Source organism: Rhizobium sp. AC44/96 (assembly GCF_001692185.1).
Taxonomy (GTDB): domain Bacteria; phylum Pseudomonadota; class Alphaproteobacteria; order Rhizobiales; family Rhizobiaceae; genus Rhizobium.
The window spans coordinates 630094-646159 of the sequence record NZ_LXKO01000014.1; the positions used below are offsets into that span (position 1 = coordinate 630094).

Sequence of the window (16066 nt, forward strand, 5' to 3'; positions counted from 1 at the left end):
ATGACCATCGTTTCCCTTCCGCGCCTCATCATCGAGCCGCTCGTGCGTGCGGCCCTCCTCGAGGATCTGGGTCTTGCGGGCGACATCACCTCCGCTGCGGTCATTCCGGCGGATCACCACTCCTCACTCGTCATGGCGGCGCGCGAAAACGGCGTGATTGCCGGGCTCGATGCGGCTGAGCTGGCATTTTCACTCGTCGATCCTGCGATCACCATGAGCCGACATCTGGAAGACGGTTCGGTCGTCAAGCCCGGCGACATCATCGCCACCATCAGCGGCCCTTCGCGCGGCCTGTTGACCGGCGAGCGAACAGCCTTGAATTTTCTGGGGCACCTTTCCGGCATCGCCACGGTCACCGCAACACTGGTCGATGCGGTGAAAGGCACCAGGGCATCCATCGCCTGTACGCGCAAGACCACGCCTGGCCTGCGCGCCCTGGAGAAATACGCCGTTCGCGCCGGCGGCGGCATGAACCACCGCTTCGCGCTGCATGACGCGGTTCTCATCAAGGATAATCACGTGGCGATTGCCGGCGGGGTCGGCGAAGCGATCCGCCGCGCCAAGGCGGGCGTCGGCCATATGGTCAAGATCGAGGTCGAGGTCGATACGCTCGATCAGCTGCGCGACGCCATGGCGGAAGGCGTTGATGCCGTCCTTCTCGACAACATGACGCCGCCTCAGCTGCGAGAGGCCGTTGCAATTGTCGATGGTCGCGCGATCACCGAAGCCTCGGGGCGTGTCACGCCGGCGACGGTGGCTGAGGTCGCATCGTCAGGCGTGGACCTGATATCGGTCGGCTGGTGCACGCACAGCGCGCCGACGCTGGACATTGGATTGGATATGCTGCCCAATTGAAATTGTTGGCAATTCCGGCGCTACGCGATTATCGTTCCGGCTCTCTGCAAAGAAGGTCCGCCGATGCGTCTCGCCAGTATTGCCATGTATGTCGCTCCGCCACCCGTACTGGAGGCGACCAGAAGCCTCTGGACCTTTGTGCAGGTCTATCTGCAAAGGGCAGGCCTGCCTGATGCGCCGTTGCAACTGGACCAGTCTGTCGCTCATGACGCGGCATGGCTGCGGCCGGATCTGCTTCTGGCCCAGACCTGCGGCTATCCCTATGTGACGCGGCTGCGCGGTAGGGTCAGGCTGGTGGCAACGCCCATCTACGACCTGCCGGGCTGCGACGGCCCCTTGATGCGCAGCTTCATCATTGTCCATCAAGCTAGTGCATGGGGTTCGCTCAAGGACCTGCGCGGGTCGCGAGCCGCGATCAATAGCCCCGACAGCAATTCCGGCAGCAACCTCTTTCGTGCCGAAATTGCACCCTTTGCGGAAAACGGCCGCTTCTTCTCCGAGGTGATAGAGACCGGTGGCCACGGCGCCAGCATGGATGCGGTCTCCAACGGACAGGCGGATGTGGCAGCAATCGACTGCGTGACCTATGGCCTGATCAAGCGCTTCGACCCGCAAAGGGTATCCAACTTGCGGATCCTCGCCCAAACGAAGCCCGGGCCCGGACTGCCTTTCGTAACGGCGGCCGCGACCACGGACCGGGAACTTGGCCTCTTGCGCGAGGCGCTGCTGGCGGCAATCGCCGAACCGTCCTTGGCCAGCGCACGCGACACTCTTTCGCTGTCTGATTTCGTGCAGCTCGCTGATGCCGACTATGAGCCTCTTCTGGATTTCGAGCGTCAGGCCGCCACGCGTGGCTATCCCAGGATCGCCTGAACCACATCGCAAACACACCTATGTTCCATATACAACATAGGTGTCATTCCTCGAACATCTTGCCGCTTCGCGTTTCCAGCCGGTAGCGGTGGCCGGGATAGACCAACCGCGCGGTGGAGACGATGTGCAGGCCTGACCAGGTGCGGCGGCGGATTGTCAGGCATGGCTCGCTTCGCAGGATCGTCAGGAGTTTGCACTCCCAAGCCTGAGGCATGGCCGCCTCGACGATGTGTTCGGAGCCGCTGAGCGGAGCTGCCGCGGTGAGGTAGGCGTTCGGCGTCAGCGAGGAGAAATCTTGCTCGAGATAGTCGGGCGCGGCAGCCGGATTGACGAAGCGATCCTCGATCTGCACCGGGACGCCGTTTTCGGCATGGACAATCAGCGAGTGAAACACCGGTGCGCCGATGTCGAGTTCAAGCGCATCGGCAATCTCAGGAGAGGCCGGCTCCTGGGCAAGGACGATGATCGAAGCGTCGTGTGTGTGGCCGCGTTCGGCGATTTCGTCAGCGATATTGCGCACTTCGAAGAGCGCCGAATAGCCCTTGCGCTCGGCCACGAAGGAGCCGACGCCCTGGATGCGGACCAGCTCGCCCTCGTTGGCGAGTTCGCGCAGCGCCCGGTTGGCGGTCATCTTGCTGACGCCGAGTTCCGAGACGAGCTCGTTTTCGGAGGGTACGCGATGCTTCGGCGGCCACTCGCCGCTGTGGATGCGGTCGAGAATCATCTGCTTGACACCAGCATAGAGCGGTGCGGTATCGTTTTCCGCAAGCTCGCGCTTCATCTCGCCGGGACGCTTCATTGCCTATTCCTTTTGCAGCAGCCGAGTCCGCTCGATAATCTGACTTTCCACTTGCATATCATAAAATATCTCATATGGTACCATATACAACCTCCCGATTGGAGCTGCTCAACAAAAAAGCGGAACATCGGGCAAGCCGGCGCAGACCGGTATCATTTGGTCGCAAGGTCATCGCCAATTCAGAGGAGATTTTCATCGATGAAATTCAATACGCTTCTTCTTTCCAGCGCCATCGCGCTTTCGGTCTTCGCCGCGCCGGTGGCGGCAAAGGATTGGAAGACCGCCACCATCACGCTCGAAGGCGCCTATGCGCCTTGGAACATGACCAACGCCGACGGCACGCTCGGTGGCTTTGAGCCGGAACTGGCCAAGGTTCTCTGCGAGCGCGCCAAGATCGACTGCAAGCTCGTGGCGTCCGATTGGGACGGCATGATCCCGGCGCTGAATGCCGGCAAGTTCGACGTCATCATGGACGCGCTGTCGATCACCGAAGACCGCAAGAAGGTCATCGGCTTCACGGTGCCTTACGCGGCAACCCCGGCTGCCTTCGCAACCGCCAAGGATAGCCCACTGGCAAACGCCGCAGGCACAGGCGCAACCATCAAGATGACGCCCGGCCAGACCGGCGTGAAGGAAATCGACGCACTGAAGGAAGCCTTCAAGGGCAAGACGATCGGTATCCAGGCCGCAACCGTTTACGCCAAGTTCGTCTACGACAATTTCGGCGACATCGCCGAGATCCGCGAATACAAGACCGGCGCCGACCGCGATCTCGACCTGCAGAACGGCCGTATCGACCTTGGCTTCGATGACGCGGTCTATTTCGCCAATGCGTTCCAGTCCGCAAACGACTCGCTCGCCTTCACTGGCCCTGAAATCGTCGGCTCCATCTGGGGCGAGGGCGAAGGCCTCGGTGTTCGCCAGGCCGATACCGACCTGCGCGACAAGCTCAACGAAGCGATCAAGTCAGCTCTTGCCGATGGCACCGTCAAGAACCTCTCGATGAAGTGGTTCAAGGTCGACGTCAGCCCGCAATAATGCGCTTCCGGCGCAAGCCGGCAGTCCCGGTCTCCGGCTTCCTCGCCGGGGACCGCATGCTATTCTGACACCGTCACGAGAAGGACGGGCGCGGGGAACACGGTATGGCAATCTTGCAATTGATTGGATTCGGCTCCGGTGGCTGGGGCGCGCTGCTTCTGCTCGCTGCGCTGATGACGCTCTGCGTCACGGCAACGGCGCTCGCGATCGGTGCCGTGCTCGGCGCGATCATCGCCGCGGCAAAGCTCTCCGGGCAGCCGATCCTGATCGCGCTCGGCAACGTCTACACCACGGTGTTTCGCGGTGTTCCGGAACTGCTGATCATTTACCTGATCTATTTCGGCGGTTCGTCGGCCGTGACCTCGATCGGCAAGGCGATGGGCTATGAGGGCTTTCTCGGGATGCCCTCGTTCATCGCCGGTGCGCTGGCCGTGGGCATCATCTCGGGTGCCTATCAGGCGGAAGTCTTTCGCGGTTCCTTTCTCGCGATTTCCAGGGGTGAACTCGAGGCGGCATCGGCGATCGGAATGCCCCGGCGGCTTCGCTTTCGCCGGATCATCATCCCGCAAGTTCTCCGACTGGCCATCCCCGGTCTCGGCAATGTCTGGCAGCTCAGCCTTAAGGACTCGGCACTGATTTCAGTGACGGGGCTCGCGGAACTGATGCGCACCAGCCAGGTCGCTGCCGGCTCCACGCGCCAGTATTTCCTCTTCTTCATCGTCGGTGGCATTCTCTATCTCGTCCTGACCAGCCTGTCCGACCGGGTCTTCAACGGTGCCGAGCGGCGAGCCAATCGCAGCATGCCGACGGCCGCCATGGGCAAGGCGTGAGGATCGCACAATGGATTTCGCTTTTCTCTCCCAGACCATGATGACCCTGCTCAAGGCCGTTCCGATGACCTTGGCGCTGTTCTCACTTTCCGTCTCCTTCGGCGGCATTCTTGCCCTTCTGATCGTGTGGATGCGCGTCGGCGGAAATCCGATCCTGTCGGCGATCGCCAAGGGCTACATTTTCGTCTTTCGCGGCTCGCCGCTGCTCATCCAGATGTTTCTGGTGTTCTACGGCCTCGGCCAGTTCGGCTTCATCCGCTATTCGTTCCTGTGGCCGTTTCTGCGTGAGCCTTTCGTCTGTGCCGTCCTCTCTTTGGCGCTCTGCACCGGAGGCTATTCAGCCGAAATCTTCCGTGGCGGCATTCGCGCGGTCTCCCCGCGCGAGATCGAGGCAGCCCGCTCGATCGGCATGTCGGGGGCTCTCCTCGTGCGGCGTATCCTTGCGCCGATCGCTTTCCGCCATGCACTTCCGGCCTATTCGACCGAAATCGTGCTGATGATGAAATCGACCGCGCTGGCAAGCCTTGTCACGGTCTGGGAGGTTACGGGCGTCGCCCAGCGGCTGATTTCGCAGACCTATCGGACGATGGAAGTCTTTCTGTGCGCCGCCATCATCTACCTCGTTCTCAACTTCATCATTCTGCAGGCGATGTCCCTGCTCGAATACTCGCTCTCGCGCCACCGCCGCGCCATTCCGCCGGCGCTGAAGGCGTAGGATCAAAACGAACACGATTGGAGCTTTCATGCCTGGCGTAACCCGACTTTCGGTCCGCAACATCCGCAAGAGCTTCGGTACACACGAAGTTCTGCGCGGGATATCCCTCGACGCACAGGACGGCGACGTCATTTCCCTGCTCGGCGCTTCCGGCTCCGGCAAGTCGACCTTCCTGCGCTGTATCAACCTGTTGGAAATAGCATCCGACGGTGACATCTTCGTCGACGGTGAAGAGATCCGCATGATTCACAAGGGCGGCGTCAGCCGACCGGCGAGCCAGAAGCAGGTGGATCACATTCGCTCCGAACTCGGCATGGTCTTCCAGTCGTTCAATCTCTGGTCCCACATGACGATCCTGCAGAATGTGATCGAGGGGCCGGTCCATGTTCTCAAGCGGTCGCGCGCAGAAGCCATCGCCGAAGCCGAGGCCCTTCTCGAAAAGGTGGGTATTGCCGACAAGCGGCATGCCTATCCCGCGCATCTGTCCGGCGGCCAGCAACAGCGTGCCGCCATTGCGCGCGCGCTTGCCATGAAGCCGAAGGTGATGCTCTTCGACGAGCCCACCTCGGCGCTCGACCCGGAGCTCGTCGGCGAAGTGCTTCGCGTCATGCGCGCCCTTGCCGAGGAAGGCATGACCATGCTGGTGGTGACGCATGAGATGAGCTTTGCCCGCAATGTCTCCAACCGCGTCGTCTTCATGAAGGAAGGGCTGGTCGAGAGCAGCGGCGCGCCTGACGAGATGTTCGGCGGCGGCGCGTCGCCGGCCTTCCGCCAGTTCATCGGCCATTTCGGAAACGGACAATGACCATCAGCATCGAGGGGACGCTCGGCTGGCGCGAGATCGCGCGGGTCGGCATGGGAGAAGAGCTTGCCCTTTCGCACGGTGCCTGGGATCGCGTAGACAATGCCAGTCGCATCGTTGAACGCATTGTTGAAACCGGCGTGCGCGCCTACGGCGTCAACACCGGCGTCGGCGCACTGTCGGACACCGTCGTCGACCGCGCTTCACAGAGCCGGCTGTCGCGCAATATCATCCTCAGCCATGCCTGCGGCGTTGGTCCCCTGCTCGAGGCCCGCGAGGTCCGCGCGATTATTGCAGCGCAGGTCGCCAATTTCGCGCACGGCCATTCCGGCGTACGCCAGGAAATCCTTCGGCATCTCCTGGCGTTTCTCACCAAGGACTGCATTCCCGAGGTGCCATCGAAGGGATCCGCGGGCTACCTCACCCACAACGCCCATACCGCGCTGGTTCTGATCGGCGAGGGACGCGCTCGCGTTGCGGGCCGGTCCCTGAATGGCCGTGAGGCGCTGGACGCCATCGGTCTGCAGCCCTTGGTTCTTGGCGCTAAGGAAGGCCTGAGCCTTGTCAACGGCACAGCCTGCGCAACGGGGCTCTCCAGCGTCGCAATGGCGCGGGCCGAACGGCTGCTTGACTGGGCCGACGCGATTGCCGCGCTGACGCTTGAGGCGGTCGGCTGCCAGATGGCCGCATTCGACGAGGCCGTGCTTGCCCTTCGTCCGTCGCCCGGTATCGCAAAGGTCGGCGCGTCGCTGCGCCATCGCCTGGAGGGCAGCGGCCTGATTGCCGCTGCAATCGGCCGGCGCACCCAGGATGCGCTGAGCCTGCGCTCGGTGCCGCATGCCCACGGCGCGGCCCGCGATGTGTTCGAGCGGTCTGGCGAGGTGGTCGATCAGGAGCTGGCCTCCGTTACCGATAACCCGGCCGTTTCCGGGACAGCCGACAACCCGGTTGTCTCTTCCGAGGCGCATGCCGTCGCGCCGGCCCTGGCGCAGGCTGCCGACAGCCTGGCCATTGCGCTAGCGCAGATCGCCGCGATGAGCGAGCGACGGATGGACCGCTTGGTCAACCCGCTGGTCAGCGGTTTGCCGCCGTTTTTGGCGAGTGATGCCGGAAGCAATTCGGGCTTCATGATTGCGCAATACACGGCAGCAGCCCTCAGCAATGAGAACCGCCGCCTTGCAGCGCCCGCAGCGCTCGATGGCGGGCTGACCTCAGGCTTGCAGGAGGACTTTCTCGCCCATCCGACGGCGGCAGCCAACAAGCTGCTCTCGGTGATCGACAATGCCGAATACATCCTTGCGATCGAACTGATGGCAGCCGCGCAGGCGCACGACTTTCTGGCGCCGGCTGCATCACGCGCCCGTGGGACGGATGCCGTTCACGCGGTTGCGCGCGCTGCCGTTTCGCATTACGCGGATGATCGCCCCCTGTCCGGCGATATGGAAAGGCTGCGAACGCTCATTGCAGACACCGTGCCACCAGCAGCAGCCTGAAGGAACCCGCATGACCGCAGAATATGATGTCGCCGTGATCGGCCTTGGCGCGATGGGAAGCGCCGCCCTTGCCTTTCTTTCGGCGCGTGGCGTCAAGACGATTGGTATCGATGCCTATTTCCCGGCCCATGCCTTGAGCTCATCGCACGGAGACAGCCGCCTTATCCGCCTCGGCTACTTCGAAGATCCTTCCTATGTGCCGCTGCTGCGACGCGCCTATCAGAACTGGCGTGCGCTGGAGGCGCGGCTTCGCAGCGATATCCTGACGATCACTGGCGTCCTGCAGATCGGTGCTCCCGACAGCAAGATCGTCACCGGTACCCGCGCGTCATGCGCGATGCACGGTCTCGCCCATGAGGTGTTGGACAAGGCCGAGATGGCTCGCCGCTTTCCGGCCTTCCAGCTTGACAGCGACGATATCGCTGTTCTCGATCCGCAAGGCGGCTATCTCCGGCCGGAAGCAGCCGTGATGGGTTATCTCAAACTCGCTGCCCAAGACGGTGCCGTTCTGCATTTTGGCGAGCGCGTCAGCGCGATCGAGCCCGACGATGGCGGTGTGACCATCCTTTCGGCGGCTGGGCGCTACCGGGCTCGCAAGGTCATCGTGGCAACGGGATCCTGGATCGCCGAACTGGCGCCAACGTTGAAGGCGCATGCCGTTCCCATCCGTCAGGTTGTCGCCTGGTACCAGCCGCGCGACGGCTTCGCCACGGAGCCGCACCGAATGCCCTGCTTCCTCCGGGACGAGGGATCCGATGGTTCGTATTTCGGCTTTCCGGCGATCGGTGCCGATGGTGTGAAAGTCGGTCGACATGCCCATTTCCGTGAGCCGATCGATCCGAACCAGCCGAACCCTGCCGTCAACGACGCCGACACGGCACTGCTCGACGGCTTCATCGCCAAGCGCGTACCGGCTGCCGCCGGTTTACGGGTCAATGCCGTGACCTGCCGCTACACGATGTTGCCGAGCGAGGATTTTCTGCTCGACTTCCTTCCCGGCAATTCGAATGTCGTCGTCGCGTCTCCGTGCTCCGGCCATGGCTTCAAGTTCACCAGCGTCGTCGGGGAAATCCTTGCGGACCTCGCCCTGGACGGGGGCACCGCGCTGCCGACGGATGCCTTCACCTTCGCCGCGATGGACCGCTTTATCGAAAACCAAAAAGCGGCCTGATCCGCGTCAGTCGCAGCGCAGTCCGGTCGAAGGATCGAACAAGTGCACGGCCTCCGGGTCGAACGCTAGCGTCAGCTGTTCGCCGCTCGCTACCTGGGTGCGTGGCGGAAGCGCCGCCATCAGGCGCTGTGAGCCTGCAAAGGCTGTCACCACCAGCTCGGGGCCTGTCAACTCGGCGACCTCGCATTTGGCCATAATGGACGAGCCGTCCCCGCCAAGGCGAAGCGCTTCCGGCCGAATGCCAAGAACGAGCTTGTGGCCGCTGGTGAAGTTCGCTTTCACCGTTGCCGGTACCGGCAGGACGCTGTCGCCGCCGTCGATCTGCAACTGGCCGTCGCGGACCGTGACGTTCAGCAGGTTCATCGGGGGCGCGCCGACGAAGGTGGCGACATAGAGGGTCGCAGGACGATTGTAGATTTCCTCGGGCGTCGCGAGCTGTTCGATGCGGCCGTCCCGCATCACGGCAATACGGGTGGCAAGCGTCATCGCCTCGATCTGGTCGTGCGTGACGTAAACCACGGTCGTCTTCAGCATCTGGTGCAGGCGCTTCAGCTCGGTACGCATCTCCATGCGCAGCTTCGCGTCGAGGTTGGATAGCGGTTCGTCAAAAAGAAAAACCTGCGGCTTGCGCACAAGCGCGCGGCCGATCGCGACGCGCTGGCGCTGGCCGCCCGAAAGCTGGCTTGGCTTGCGGTCCAGCAGGTTTTCGATCTGCAGCAGCCTGGCGGCCTCACGCACAGCCTTATCACGCACGTCCGCGGCGACCTTGCGCATCTCGAGACCGAAGCCAATGTTCCGGTGCACGGTCAGGTTCGGGTAAAGCGCGTAGGACTGAAACACCATGGCGATGTCGCGATCCTTCGGGTGCACCCCGAGGATCGAACGTCCGCCGATCCTGATGTCGCCGCTCGTCGCCTCGGCAAGTCCGGCGATGATGTTGAGCAGCGTGGACTTACCACAGCCGGACGATCCAAGCAGGACAAGGAATTCGCCGCTCTCGAGCGCGATATCGATGCCTTTCAGCGTTTCGACCTCGCCGTAGGTCTTGCGAATATTCTGGATTTCAAGCGCGCTCATCAAACGGCCTCTTCGGAAACGGCAGATCCGCCATATGAACGGGGAAGGGTGGATATGGCGCGCGAGGCAACCCGTGTGCCCACCTGCAGGCAGGCGGCAAGCGGCTTGTCGGCGGCAAGTGCGGCGAGGAACCCGGCGTTAAAAACATCACCGGCGCCAATCGTATCGACGACCTTCACCACGGGTGCGTCGACGGAAAACAACTGGCCGTCTGGGCCGATCGCAAGCGCTCCATCCGGGCCGCGCTTGACCACGACGATTGCGCCTTCGGGCATGTGCGACCTGATTTCATGCGCGGCTTCGATCGGATCATCAAGGCCGGCGAGCGTCGTCGACTCGACCTCGTTGAGGAGCGCGATACCGCAGCGCGAAAGCCAGCGTCGGGTAGCGGCGCAATTTTCGTCGGTCCAGCCATCCAGCGGCCAACCGGTATCGAGCGCCATCGTGATCTGGTGCTGTGTCGCCCAGTCGAACAGTTCATCGTAGGCATTGGTCAGGTCGTCCGTCAGGAACGAGCCGCAGAGAAGCGCGTAGCCACCGGAGAGCGTGGTGCCATCGACAACTGCGAAGACGTCCGCGAGGCTGAAACGCGGCAGGTGGCCGCGGGTCGTGAAGAAGGTGCGCTCCCCGTCCGGATGCGTGATGCCGACAGACAGCGTCGTGCCTTCCGGCCTGACCGGCCACCTGGCGGCTCTATTGCCGAAGGCTTCGCTCAGCCAGCGCCCGAACTGGTCACTTCCGACATTGGCGGCAATCTCGAAATCGATGCCAAGCGCCTCCCAGGCGAGCGCGCTGTTTCCGGCAGCCCCGCCCACTCGCAACTCGTCGTGATCGACAATGATTTCTGTGCCGGCCTTCGGCCAGGGTGCCGCGGGGCCGAGGATGAGGTCGACATTGACGTTGCCGATGACAGCTAGCGGCCGCATTCATTCGCTCCGCGTGATTTTGGTCGAACGCACCGGCGTGCCGGCGTCGTCGACCCGAGCGTCGGCAAAGGCGATCATCAGCCGTTGTGCCGTCGGCAGCATCGCGAAGACCGCCGCAAGACCGGTCGCCGGCTTGAAAGGCAAGGTGACGGTGCCGGGGACTGGCTCTTCGCCTGATGCGTCGAAGACGATGACGGGAGCCCCGGTCTCGACGGCTGACACGGCCATGGCAGTCACCAGGCCGGCCGTATTGTCCTTGCCGCGGAAGAGAACCACGCCGATCGCCGGCCCAAGCATTTCCATTGGCCCGTGGCGAAGCTGGCCGCCTTCGAGCGAGAAGCAGGGGCGTCGCGAAAGCTCCGTGAGGCCAAGCGCAAGCGCCTCGGCCACACCCTGCAAGCGCCGGCCCGATGTCACGACAGTGGCAACGTTTTCCAGCGCAGCAAGCGCATCAGCTATGCCGGGTTCTTCCGGAGCGGTCAGCGCTGCGATCGCAGCACTCGGCTCCTCGCCCAACGCTGCGAGGATAGCAAGGTGCAGCGCGAAGGTGACGGTGAGACTGCGCGTTGCGGCAAAGGCGAGTTCGGTACCGCCGACGCCGACGAGAGAGGGCGCCGTGCGGGCCAGGAACGAACCACCCTCGAGCGTCAGGCCGAAGGTATCCGCCGTGCCGCCGGTTTCGTCGAACCAGCGCACGACCTCAGCGCTTTCGCCCGATTGCGACGTGACGAGCACCGTGCGTCCTTCGAGCGACAGCGGTTCCCCCAGTTGTTCAGACAGCGGCAAGGCAATGGCGTCGATGCCGAGCGTGCGATAGAGCGGCTCTACGGCGCGGCCAACGGCATGGGAGCCACCCATGCCAAGCAGCAACAGTCGCCCGGTCTTCCTGAGCGAGGCCGCAACAGCTTGAGCCGCGGCATTCGCGCCTTCGTAGGAGGCAAGCGCATCGGCGTACTGGCGGGCCATCTCGCGATCGATTGCAACAAGCCCGCTGGGTCGTGTCTTCTGATTGGTCATGGTCATCCCTTGACGCCGCCGCTGGTCAGCCCCGAAATCAGGGCACGTTGCATGACGAGACCGACCAGAACCGGTGGCAGGGCGGCAAGCACACCGGCGGTCGCGATCAGTCCGTAGTCGGAGACACGACCGCCGGCCAGATCGGCAATGGCAACCGTGAGTGTCTTGGCGCGCTGGTCGGAGGTGAACAACAGCGCATAGAAGAATTCGTCCCAGGCGAGCAGGAAGGCGAACAGCGCTGACGTTGCCATCACAGGCATGGCAAGCGGCAGCGTGATGATCCGGAGCGTCTGGAACAGGCCGGCGCCATCAATCATCGCCGCGGCTTCAATCTCCTTGGGAATGGAATCGAAACCGGATTTCATCAGCCAGGTCGTGAAGGGCGCCAGGATCGTCAGATAGACGAGCGCGAGGCCGAAGACGTTGTTCAGCATGCCGAGATACGACAAGCCCATGTAGAGCGGCACGGCCAGGGCAACCGGCGGCAGCATGTAGGTTGCGATCACCATCGACAGCGACCAGCCGACGGAGGGCGTGCGCGAGACAGCCCAGCCAGCAGGAATGGCAAGCGCAATCCCCGCGATCGTTGCCATGCCCGCGACTTCGATGCTGTTGCGCAGCGACGAGGTGAAGGCTGCGCCGGCGCTGTTTTCCAATGTCGAGAGCAGGACGGCGTAACGCGAAAAGTCAGCGGTCTGTGGCCACCAGCGCAACGGCTTGGCGGCAAGGTCGGCAGCTGGCGAAATGCTCATGATGAAGAGCCAGAGTATCGGCGCCAGAATGACGGCCGCCAGAATCAGCGCACATACATAGATGAAGATCGAAAAGAGCGGGCTTCTGCGTTCCATCAGGCGGCACTCCCAGCGGTCTTGCGGACAAGGAAGCCGTAGGCGGCAGCAAGCACCGTCACCAGCAGCGTGACCATCAGCGCGAGCGATGCGCCGGAGCCCGCCCGCTGGAAGGAGAATGCCTCCTGGTAAACCAGGATCGAAAGCGTGCGCGTGCTGTTTGCAGGGCCGCCGCGCGTCATCACCCAGATGATGTCGAAAACCTTGAACGCTTCGATCGTGCGCAGAACCAGCGCCACCATCAAGGGGCCGGCGAGGTAGGGCAGGATGACGAAGCGGAACCGGGAAAAGGGGCCGGCGCCATCGACCAGAGAGGCTGCGGTGATGTCGCGTGGAACCGCCTGCAGGGCGGCAAGCGCAATCAGCGCCACCAGGGGAAAGTTCTTCCAGCAATCCGCCAGAATAAGCGCGGCCATCGCCGTGCCCGGTTCGCCAAGCCAGGAGCGGTAGGCGTCGATCAGGCCGAGTTGGGTGAGCGCTGCGTTGAGCGCGCCATATTCGGGATTGTAGATCAGTCGCCACAGGGTCGCGTTGACCACCGTCGGCAGAGCCCAGGGAAGAATCATGAGGGCTCGCAGGACCGCGCGTCCGTGGAAGTTCTGGTTGAGAAGCAGAGCCGCGAGAACGCCGAGCACCATTTCGGCGGCAACCGAGACGATCGCGAACCAGGCCGTCGTTGCGAGCGTACGCTGGAAGTTCGATCCGGAAATCATCTTCACGTAATTGTCGAAGCCGACGAAATTGCCCGCGGTGCCGACAAGCTTGGCGTCGGTAAAGGAGAGGGTCACGGTGTCGATCAACGGCCATCCGATGACGGCAATCATCACCACAAGCAGCGGCAACATCAAAAGCCACGCACGGGTTGTCATCCAGGTGCCGGACATGGGCGCCCTCTCTCACTTCATCGGAATGGAACGGAAGCCAGGCGGCGGTCGCGCCGCCTGGTGTTTGCAAGCCTTAGAGGCCGCTGTTGTCGGCAGCCGACTTCAGCGCATCTTCGGGCGACGACTGGCCAAGCAGAGATTCCTGGATCGCCTGCTGGAGGGCGGTCGAAAGCTCCTGGTACTTCGGTGTCGTCGGGCGCGGATACATGGCGGCGAGGCCGACCTTGGCCGCGGAAATCAGCTCTTCCTGCCCCTTGGTCACAGCCGGATCTTCATAGGACGATGCCCAGATCGGCAGGCTGAGCTTGGCATACTGGTTCTGGGTCGCCTGCGAGGTCATGAACGTGATGTACTTCCAGGCTTCGTCAGGATGCTTGCTGGCGGCCGTGATGCCGAGACCCATCGAACCGTTGACGGCGGATGCCTCGCTCTTGCCGGCAACACCCGGCGCCGGCACGACACCGACCTTGCCCGCGACCTTGCTGTCCTTCGGGTCATTGGCCATGTTGTACATGTAGGTCCAGTTCAGCGCGAAGGCGGCGTCGCCGTTTTCAAAGACCTTGCGGACATCCTCTTCGAGGAATTCCTTGGAATTCGGGTTGGTCAGGCCGGACTTGTAGCTCGAGACCATGTAGTTCAGCGCGTCGAGACCGCCGCCGCTCTGGAAGGCAGGCTTGCCGTCCTTCAGGAAGTCGCCCTTATAGGCGCTGACGAGGGTGGTATAGTCGCAGATCGCGGCTTCCGCCTGCGACCAGCTCCAGGCGATCGGCGTTGCCAGCAGGCCCTTGTCCTTGATGGTCTTCGCCTGCTCGGTCAACTCGTCCCAGGTCTTCGGCGGGGTCTTGATGCCGGCCTTTTCGAGGATTTCCTTGTTGTAGAAGAGGTACTTGGTGTCGAGGATCCAAGGCATGCCGTAGTATTTGCCGTCATACTGGACGGTCGTCCAGGCACCGGGCAGGACGCCCTTCTTCATGTCGTCGCCAATACGCGAGGATACATCGACGAGAACGTTGTTGCTCGCATACTCGGCCGGCCAGATGACGTCGAACAGGACGACGTCGTAACCGCCACCCGAACCCTGCGCGAGCACGGTCTTGTCGTGCAGGCCTTCATAGGGAACGAATTCGAGATTGACCTTGACGTCGGGATTGGCCTTGGTGAAAGCGTCCGTCATGGCGCGGACGTCAGCTTCGCTATAGGCCGCCTGTGCCATGAACAGCGCATTGATCGTCGTATCGGCAAAGGCATGCGGGGCAAAGGACGCGCCGATCAGGGCTGCGCCGAGCAGTGTCTTGTTTAAGGATTTCAACATTCCAGCCTCCAGTTTTTTTGACATTCACGCATTTCCGAGGGCGGCTGTACGTCGCCATCGGCTATCGAAGAGGCACCGGTGGACGGTGCTGAATTTCGGAGCGTCGTCCGAGCATTCTCGCTCTCTGCGTTCCCTGGAACTCTCCGGTTCCTTATTAAGTCAATTGTCTTGACTTATTTCTTCTTCAATATTCTACTGGTGTCAAGAGGGAATTGCGTATGAACGACGTCCGCCCGATCAGGGCCAAGAGCGGTACCAACCACGAAGGCACCAGCGCCCATAACCGGCGCGTGATCATCGACGCGTTGAGGGTCAACGGCGCCCTGTCGCGGGCCGATCTGGCGCGGGCGACGAGACTGACGAAGCAGACCGTTTCGAACATCATCGACGAACTGGAGCGCGACGGTCTCGTGAGCTCTCAGGAGACGGTGAGAAAGGGCAGGGGGCAACCATCGACGCCCTACGTCCTCGTGCCGGAAGGCGCATTTGCCATCGGCCTCCAGATCGACCGCTACACCACGCGGGCGCTCGCCGTCGACCTGGTCGGCAACGTGCTGACCCGTGCAGAGGCGAACCTTCCTGCCGGCGGCCCAGCCAAGGGCGTCAAGGTCATTCTTGACCTCGTGGAAACGGTGCGCCGCGATCTCTCGGGCCTGGCGAAACAGTCGGAGCGTCGCCTTGTGGGTCTTGGCGCAGCAATGCCGGGGCCATTCGGCCTCGAGACGGCGGGTGACGACCCGTGGATGATGGGCGCATGGCAGAGCTTTCCACTTCTGGAGACTTTGGCAACCGGAACGGGGCTGAATGTCGGACTGCAGAACGACGCTGCCGCCTGTGCCACGGCCGAGCGGATGATCGGTGCCGCGCACGGGCTCGATCACGCGGTATGTCTCTATCTCGGCTACGGTATCGGCGCCGGCCTCATCCTGGGCGGCGAGCTCTATAGCGGAGGAAACGGCAATGCCGGCGAGATCGGCATGGCGCTGTTGTCGCCGAGCGGCAACGCCACGCCGCTCGAACACCGGGCCGCGCTTTCGTCGCTGTACGAGCATCTGGAAATCGATCCTGCCGATCCAACGGTCTACGACACGGTCAACAATCTCGCGGCCAAGGATGATCCGAGGGTCCGGTCCTGGATCGAGGCGGCGGCAACGGATCTGCGCTGGAGCGTGCATCTGATCGAGACTATCTTCGATCCTCAGACGGTGATCCTGTGCGGCGGAGCACCGGAGGCGCTGGCAAGCCGCCTGCTTGCCGCCATGCAGCCGCTTCTGCCGTCGATCGCCGATCGTCGCGGCCGATCGATCCCGCGTCTGCAGCTCGGCATGACGGATCCGTGGGTCGTGGCGCTCGGTGCAGCCGCCGAGCCGATCAGCCGGGCGTTTGATCCGAGGTTCTCGGCGATCCTCAAGGATTCGCTCTAAGA

At 62.8% G+C, this 16066-nt stretch carries 16 protein-coding genes; 9 read left to right on the forward strand and 7 right to left on the reverse strand.

Annotated features, from left to right (window positions below; translation table 11 throughout):
* Complete coding sequence (nadC, locus tag A6U87_RS15445; RefSeq protein WP_198928713.1) at window positions 1-855, forward strand: carboxylating nicotinate-nucleotide diphosphorylase; 855 nt, start codon at window positions 1-3, stop codon at window positions 853-855.
* A gap of 63 nt (window positions 856-918) precedes the next feature.
* On the forward strand, window positions 919-1728 hold the full coding sequence (locus A6U87_RS15450) for a phosphate/phosphite/phosphonate ABC transporter substrate-binding protein (protein ID WP_065692114.1): 810 nt from the start codon (window positions 919-921) through the stop codon (window positions 1726-1728).
* 43 nt (window positions 1729-1771) lie between these two features.
* Here the strand turns inward: A6U87_RS15450 and hutC are convergent, their stop codons facing one another.
* Complete coding sequence (hutC, locus tag A6U87_RS15455) at window positions 1772-2527, reverse strand: histidine utilization repressor (RefSeq protein ID WP_065692115.1); 756 nt, start codon at window positions 2525-2527, stop codon at window positions 1772-1774.
* A gap of 198 nt (window positions 2528-2725) precedes the next feature.
* On the opposite strand from hutC, the gene A6U87_RS15460 reads away from it, so the two are divergent.
* From A6U87_RS15460 to solA, 6 genes are all read left to right on the forward strand, one after another.
* On the forward strand, window positions 2726-3565 hold the full coding sequence (locus A6U87_RS15460; RefSeq protein ID WP_065692116.1) for a transporter substrate-binding domain-containing protein: 840 nt from the start codon (window positions 2726-2728) through the stop codon (window positions 3563-3565).
* Window positions 3566-3669: 104 nt separating this feature from the next.
* The gene (locus A6U87_RS15465; protein ID WP_065692117.1) at window positions 3670-4395 is read left to right on the forward strand and encodes an ABC transporter permease; all 726 of its coding nucleotides are present in this window, start codon (window positions 3670-3672) and stop codon (window positions 4393-4395) included.
* A gap of 10 nt (window positions 4396-4405) precedes the next feature.
* A complete protein-coding gene (locus A6U87_RS15470) occupies window positions 4406-5110 on the forward strand; it encodes an ABC transporter permease (protein ID WP_065692118.1) in 705 nt (234 codons plus the stop codon).
* Between the two features lie 28 nt (window positions 5111-5138).
* Window positions 5139-5915, forward strand: a complete 777-nt coding sequence (locus A6U87_RS15475; RefSeq protein WP_065692119.1) for an ABC transporter ATP-binding protein — start codon at window positions 5139-5141, stop codon at window positions 5913-5915.
* Window positions 5912-7405 carry a histidine ammonia-lyase gene (hutH, locus tag A6U87_RS15480; RefSeq protein WP_065692120.1) on the forward strand — a complete coding sequence of 498 codons (1494 nt, stop codon included), beginning with the start codon at window positions 5912-5914 and terminating at the stop codon, window positions 7403-7405. Before A6U87_RS15475 ends, hutH begins: the two co-directional genes overlap by 4 nt.
* Before the next feature lie 10 nt (window positions 7406-7415).
* Window positions 7416-8576 (forward strand): N-methyl-L-tryptophan oxidase, encoded by a 1161-nt coding sequence (solA, locus tag A6U87_RS15485; RefSeq protein WP_065692121.1) that lies wholly within the window; start codon window positions 7416-7418, stop codon window positions 8574-8576.
* A gap of 6 nt (window positions 8577-8582) precedes the next feature.
* Here solA and A6U87_RS15490 read toward each other — a convergent pair whose 3' ends face one another.
* The 6 genes from A6U87_RS15490 to A6U87_RS15515 all read right to left on the reverse strand — a co-directional run bounded on the left by A6U87_RS15490 (window position 8583) and on the right by A6U87_RS15515 (window position 14640).
* Window positions 8583-9653 (reverse strand): ABC transporter ATP-binding protein, encoded by a 1071-nt coding sequence (locus A6U87_RS15490; protein ID WP_065692122.1) that lies wholly within the window; start codon window positions 9651-9653, stop codon window positions 8583-8585.
* Complete coding sequence (locus A6U87_RS15495) at window positions 9653-10579, reverse strand: PfkB family carbohydrate kinase (RefSeq protein ID WP_065692123.1); 927 nt, start codon at window positions 10577-10579, stop codon at window positions 9653-9655. The genes A6U87_RS15490 and A6U87_RS15495 overlap by 1 nt, the downstream gene beginning before the upstream one ends.
* Window positions 10580-11602: an SIS domain-containing protein gene (locus A6U87_RS15500; protein WP_065692124.1), complete on the reverse strand. Its 1023-nt coding sequence runs from the start codon at window positions 11600-11602 to the stop codon at window positions 10580-10582. It abuts the gene before it with no gap.
* Complete coding sequence (locus A6U87_RS15505; protein WP_065692125.1) at window positions 11599-12444, reverse strand: carbohydrate ABC transporter permease; 846 nt, start codon at window positions 12442-12444, stop codon at window positions 11599-11601. Before A6U87_RS15505 ends, A6U87_RS15500 begins: the two co-directional genes overlap by 4 nt.
* Window positions 12444-13328 carry a carbohydrate ABC transporter permease gene (locus A6U87_RS15510; RefSeq protein WP_065692126.1) on the reverse strand — a complete coding sequence of 295 codons (885 nt, stop codon included), beginning with the start codon at window positions 13326-13328 and terminating at the stop codon, window positions 12444-12446. Before A6U87_RS15510 ends, A6U87_RS15505 begins: the two co-directional genes overlap by 1 nt.
* A gap of 73 nt (window positions 13329-13401) precedes the next feature.
* Window positions 13402-14640 carry an extracellular solute-binding protein gene (locus tag A6U87_RS15515; protein WP_065692127.1) on the reverse strand — a complete coding sequence of 413 codons (1239 nt, stop codon included), beginning with the start codon at window positions 14638-14640 and terminating at the stop codon, window positions 13402-13404.
* Between the two features lie 218 nt (window positions 14641-14858).
* Here A6U87_RS15515 and A6U87_RS15520 point away from each other — a divergent pair, with 218 nt between their 5' ends.
* Window positions 14859-16064 carry an ROK family transcriptional regulator gene (locus A6U87_RS15520; RefSeq protein ID WP_065692128.1) on the forward strand — a complete coding sequence of 402 codons (1206 nt, stop codon included), beginning with the start codon at window positions 14859-14861 and terminating at the stop codon, window positions 16062-16064.
* Window positions 16065-16066: the final 2 nt, after the last annotated feature.

Coding starts and splice junctions, on each gene's coding strand:
- A6U87_RS15515 (WP_065692127.1), bottom strand. CDS start 14,640: ATGTTGAAATCCTTAAACAAGACACTGCTCGGCGCAGCCCTGATCGGC.
- A6U87_RS15460 (WP_065692116.1), top strand. CDS start 2,726: ATGAAATTCAATACGCTTCTTCTTTCCAGCGCCATCGCGCTTTCGGTC.
- nadC (WP_198928713.1), top strand. CDS start 1: ATGACCATCGTTTCCCTTCCGCGCCTCATCATCGAGCCGCTCGTGCGT.
- A6U87_RS15520 (WP_065692128.1), top strand. CDS start 14,859: ATGAACGACGTCCGCCCGATCAGGGCCAAGAGCGGTACCAACCACGAA.
- hutH (WP_065692120.1), top strand. CDS start 5,912: ATGACCATCAGCATCGAGGGGACGCTCGGCTGGCGCGAGATCGCGCGG.
- A6U87_RS15465 (WP_065692117.1), top strand. CDS start 3,670: ATGGCAATCTTGCAATTGATTGGATTCGGCTCCGGTGGCTGGGGCGCG.
- hutC (WP_065692115.1), bottom strand. CDS start 2,527: ATGAAGCGTCCCGGCGAGATGAAGCGCGAGCTTGCGGAAAACGATACC.
- A6U87_RS15475 (WP_065692119.1), top strand. CDS start 5,139: ATGCCTGGCGTAACCCGACTTTCGGTCCGCAACATCCGCAAGAGCTTC.
- A6U87_RS15490 (WP_065692122.1), bottom strand. CDS start 9,653: ATGAGCGCGCTTGAAATCCAGAATATTCGCAAGACCTACGGCGAGGTC.
- A6U87_RS15505 (WP_065692125.1), bottom strand. CDS start 12,444: ATGGAACGCAGAAGCCCGCTCTTTTCGATCTTCATCTATGTATGTGCG.
- A6U87_RS15510 (WP_065692126.1), bottom strand. CDS start 13,328: ATGTCCGGCACCTGGATGACAACCCGTGCGTGGCTTTTGATGTTGCCG.
- solA (WP_065692121.1), top strand. CDS start 7,416: ATGACCGCAGAATATGATGTCGCCGTGATCGGCCTTGGCGCGATGGGA.
- A6U87_RS15500 (WP_065692124.1), bottom strand. CDS start 11,602: ATGACCATGACCAATCAGAAGACACGACCCAGCGGGCTTGTTGCAATC.
- A6U87_RS15450 (WP_065692114.1), top strand. CDS start 919: ATGCGTCTCGCCAGTATTGCCATGTATGTCGCTCCGCCACCCGTACTG.
- A6U87_RS15470 (WP_065692118.1), top strand. CDS start 4,406: ATGGATTTCGCTTTTCTCTCCCAGACCATGATGACCCTGCTCAAGGCC.
- A6U87_RS15495 (WP_065692123.1), bottom strand. CDS start 10,579: ATGCGGCCGCTAGCTGTCATCGGCAACGTCAATGTCGACCTCATCCTC.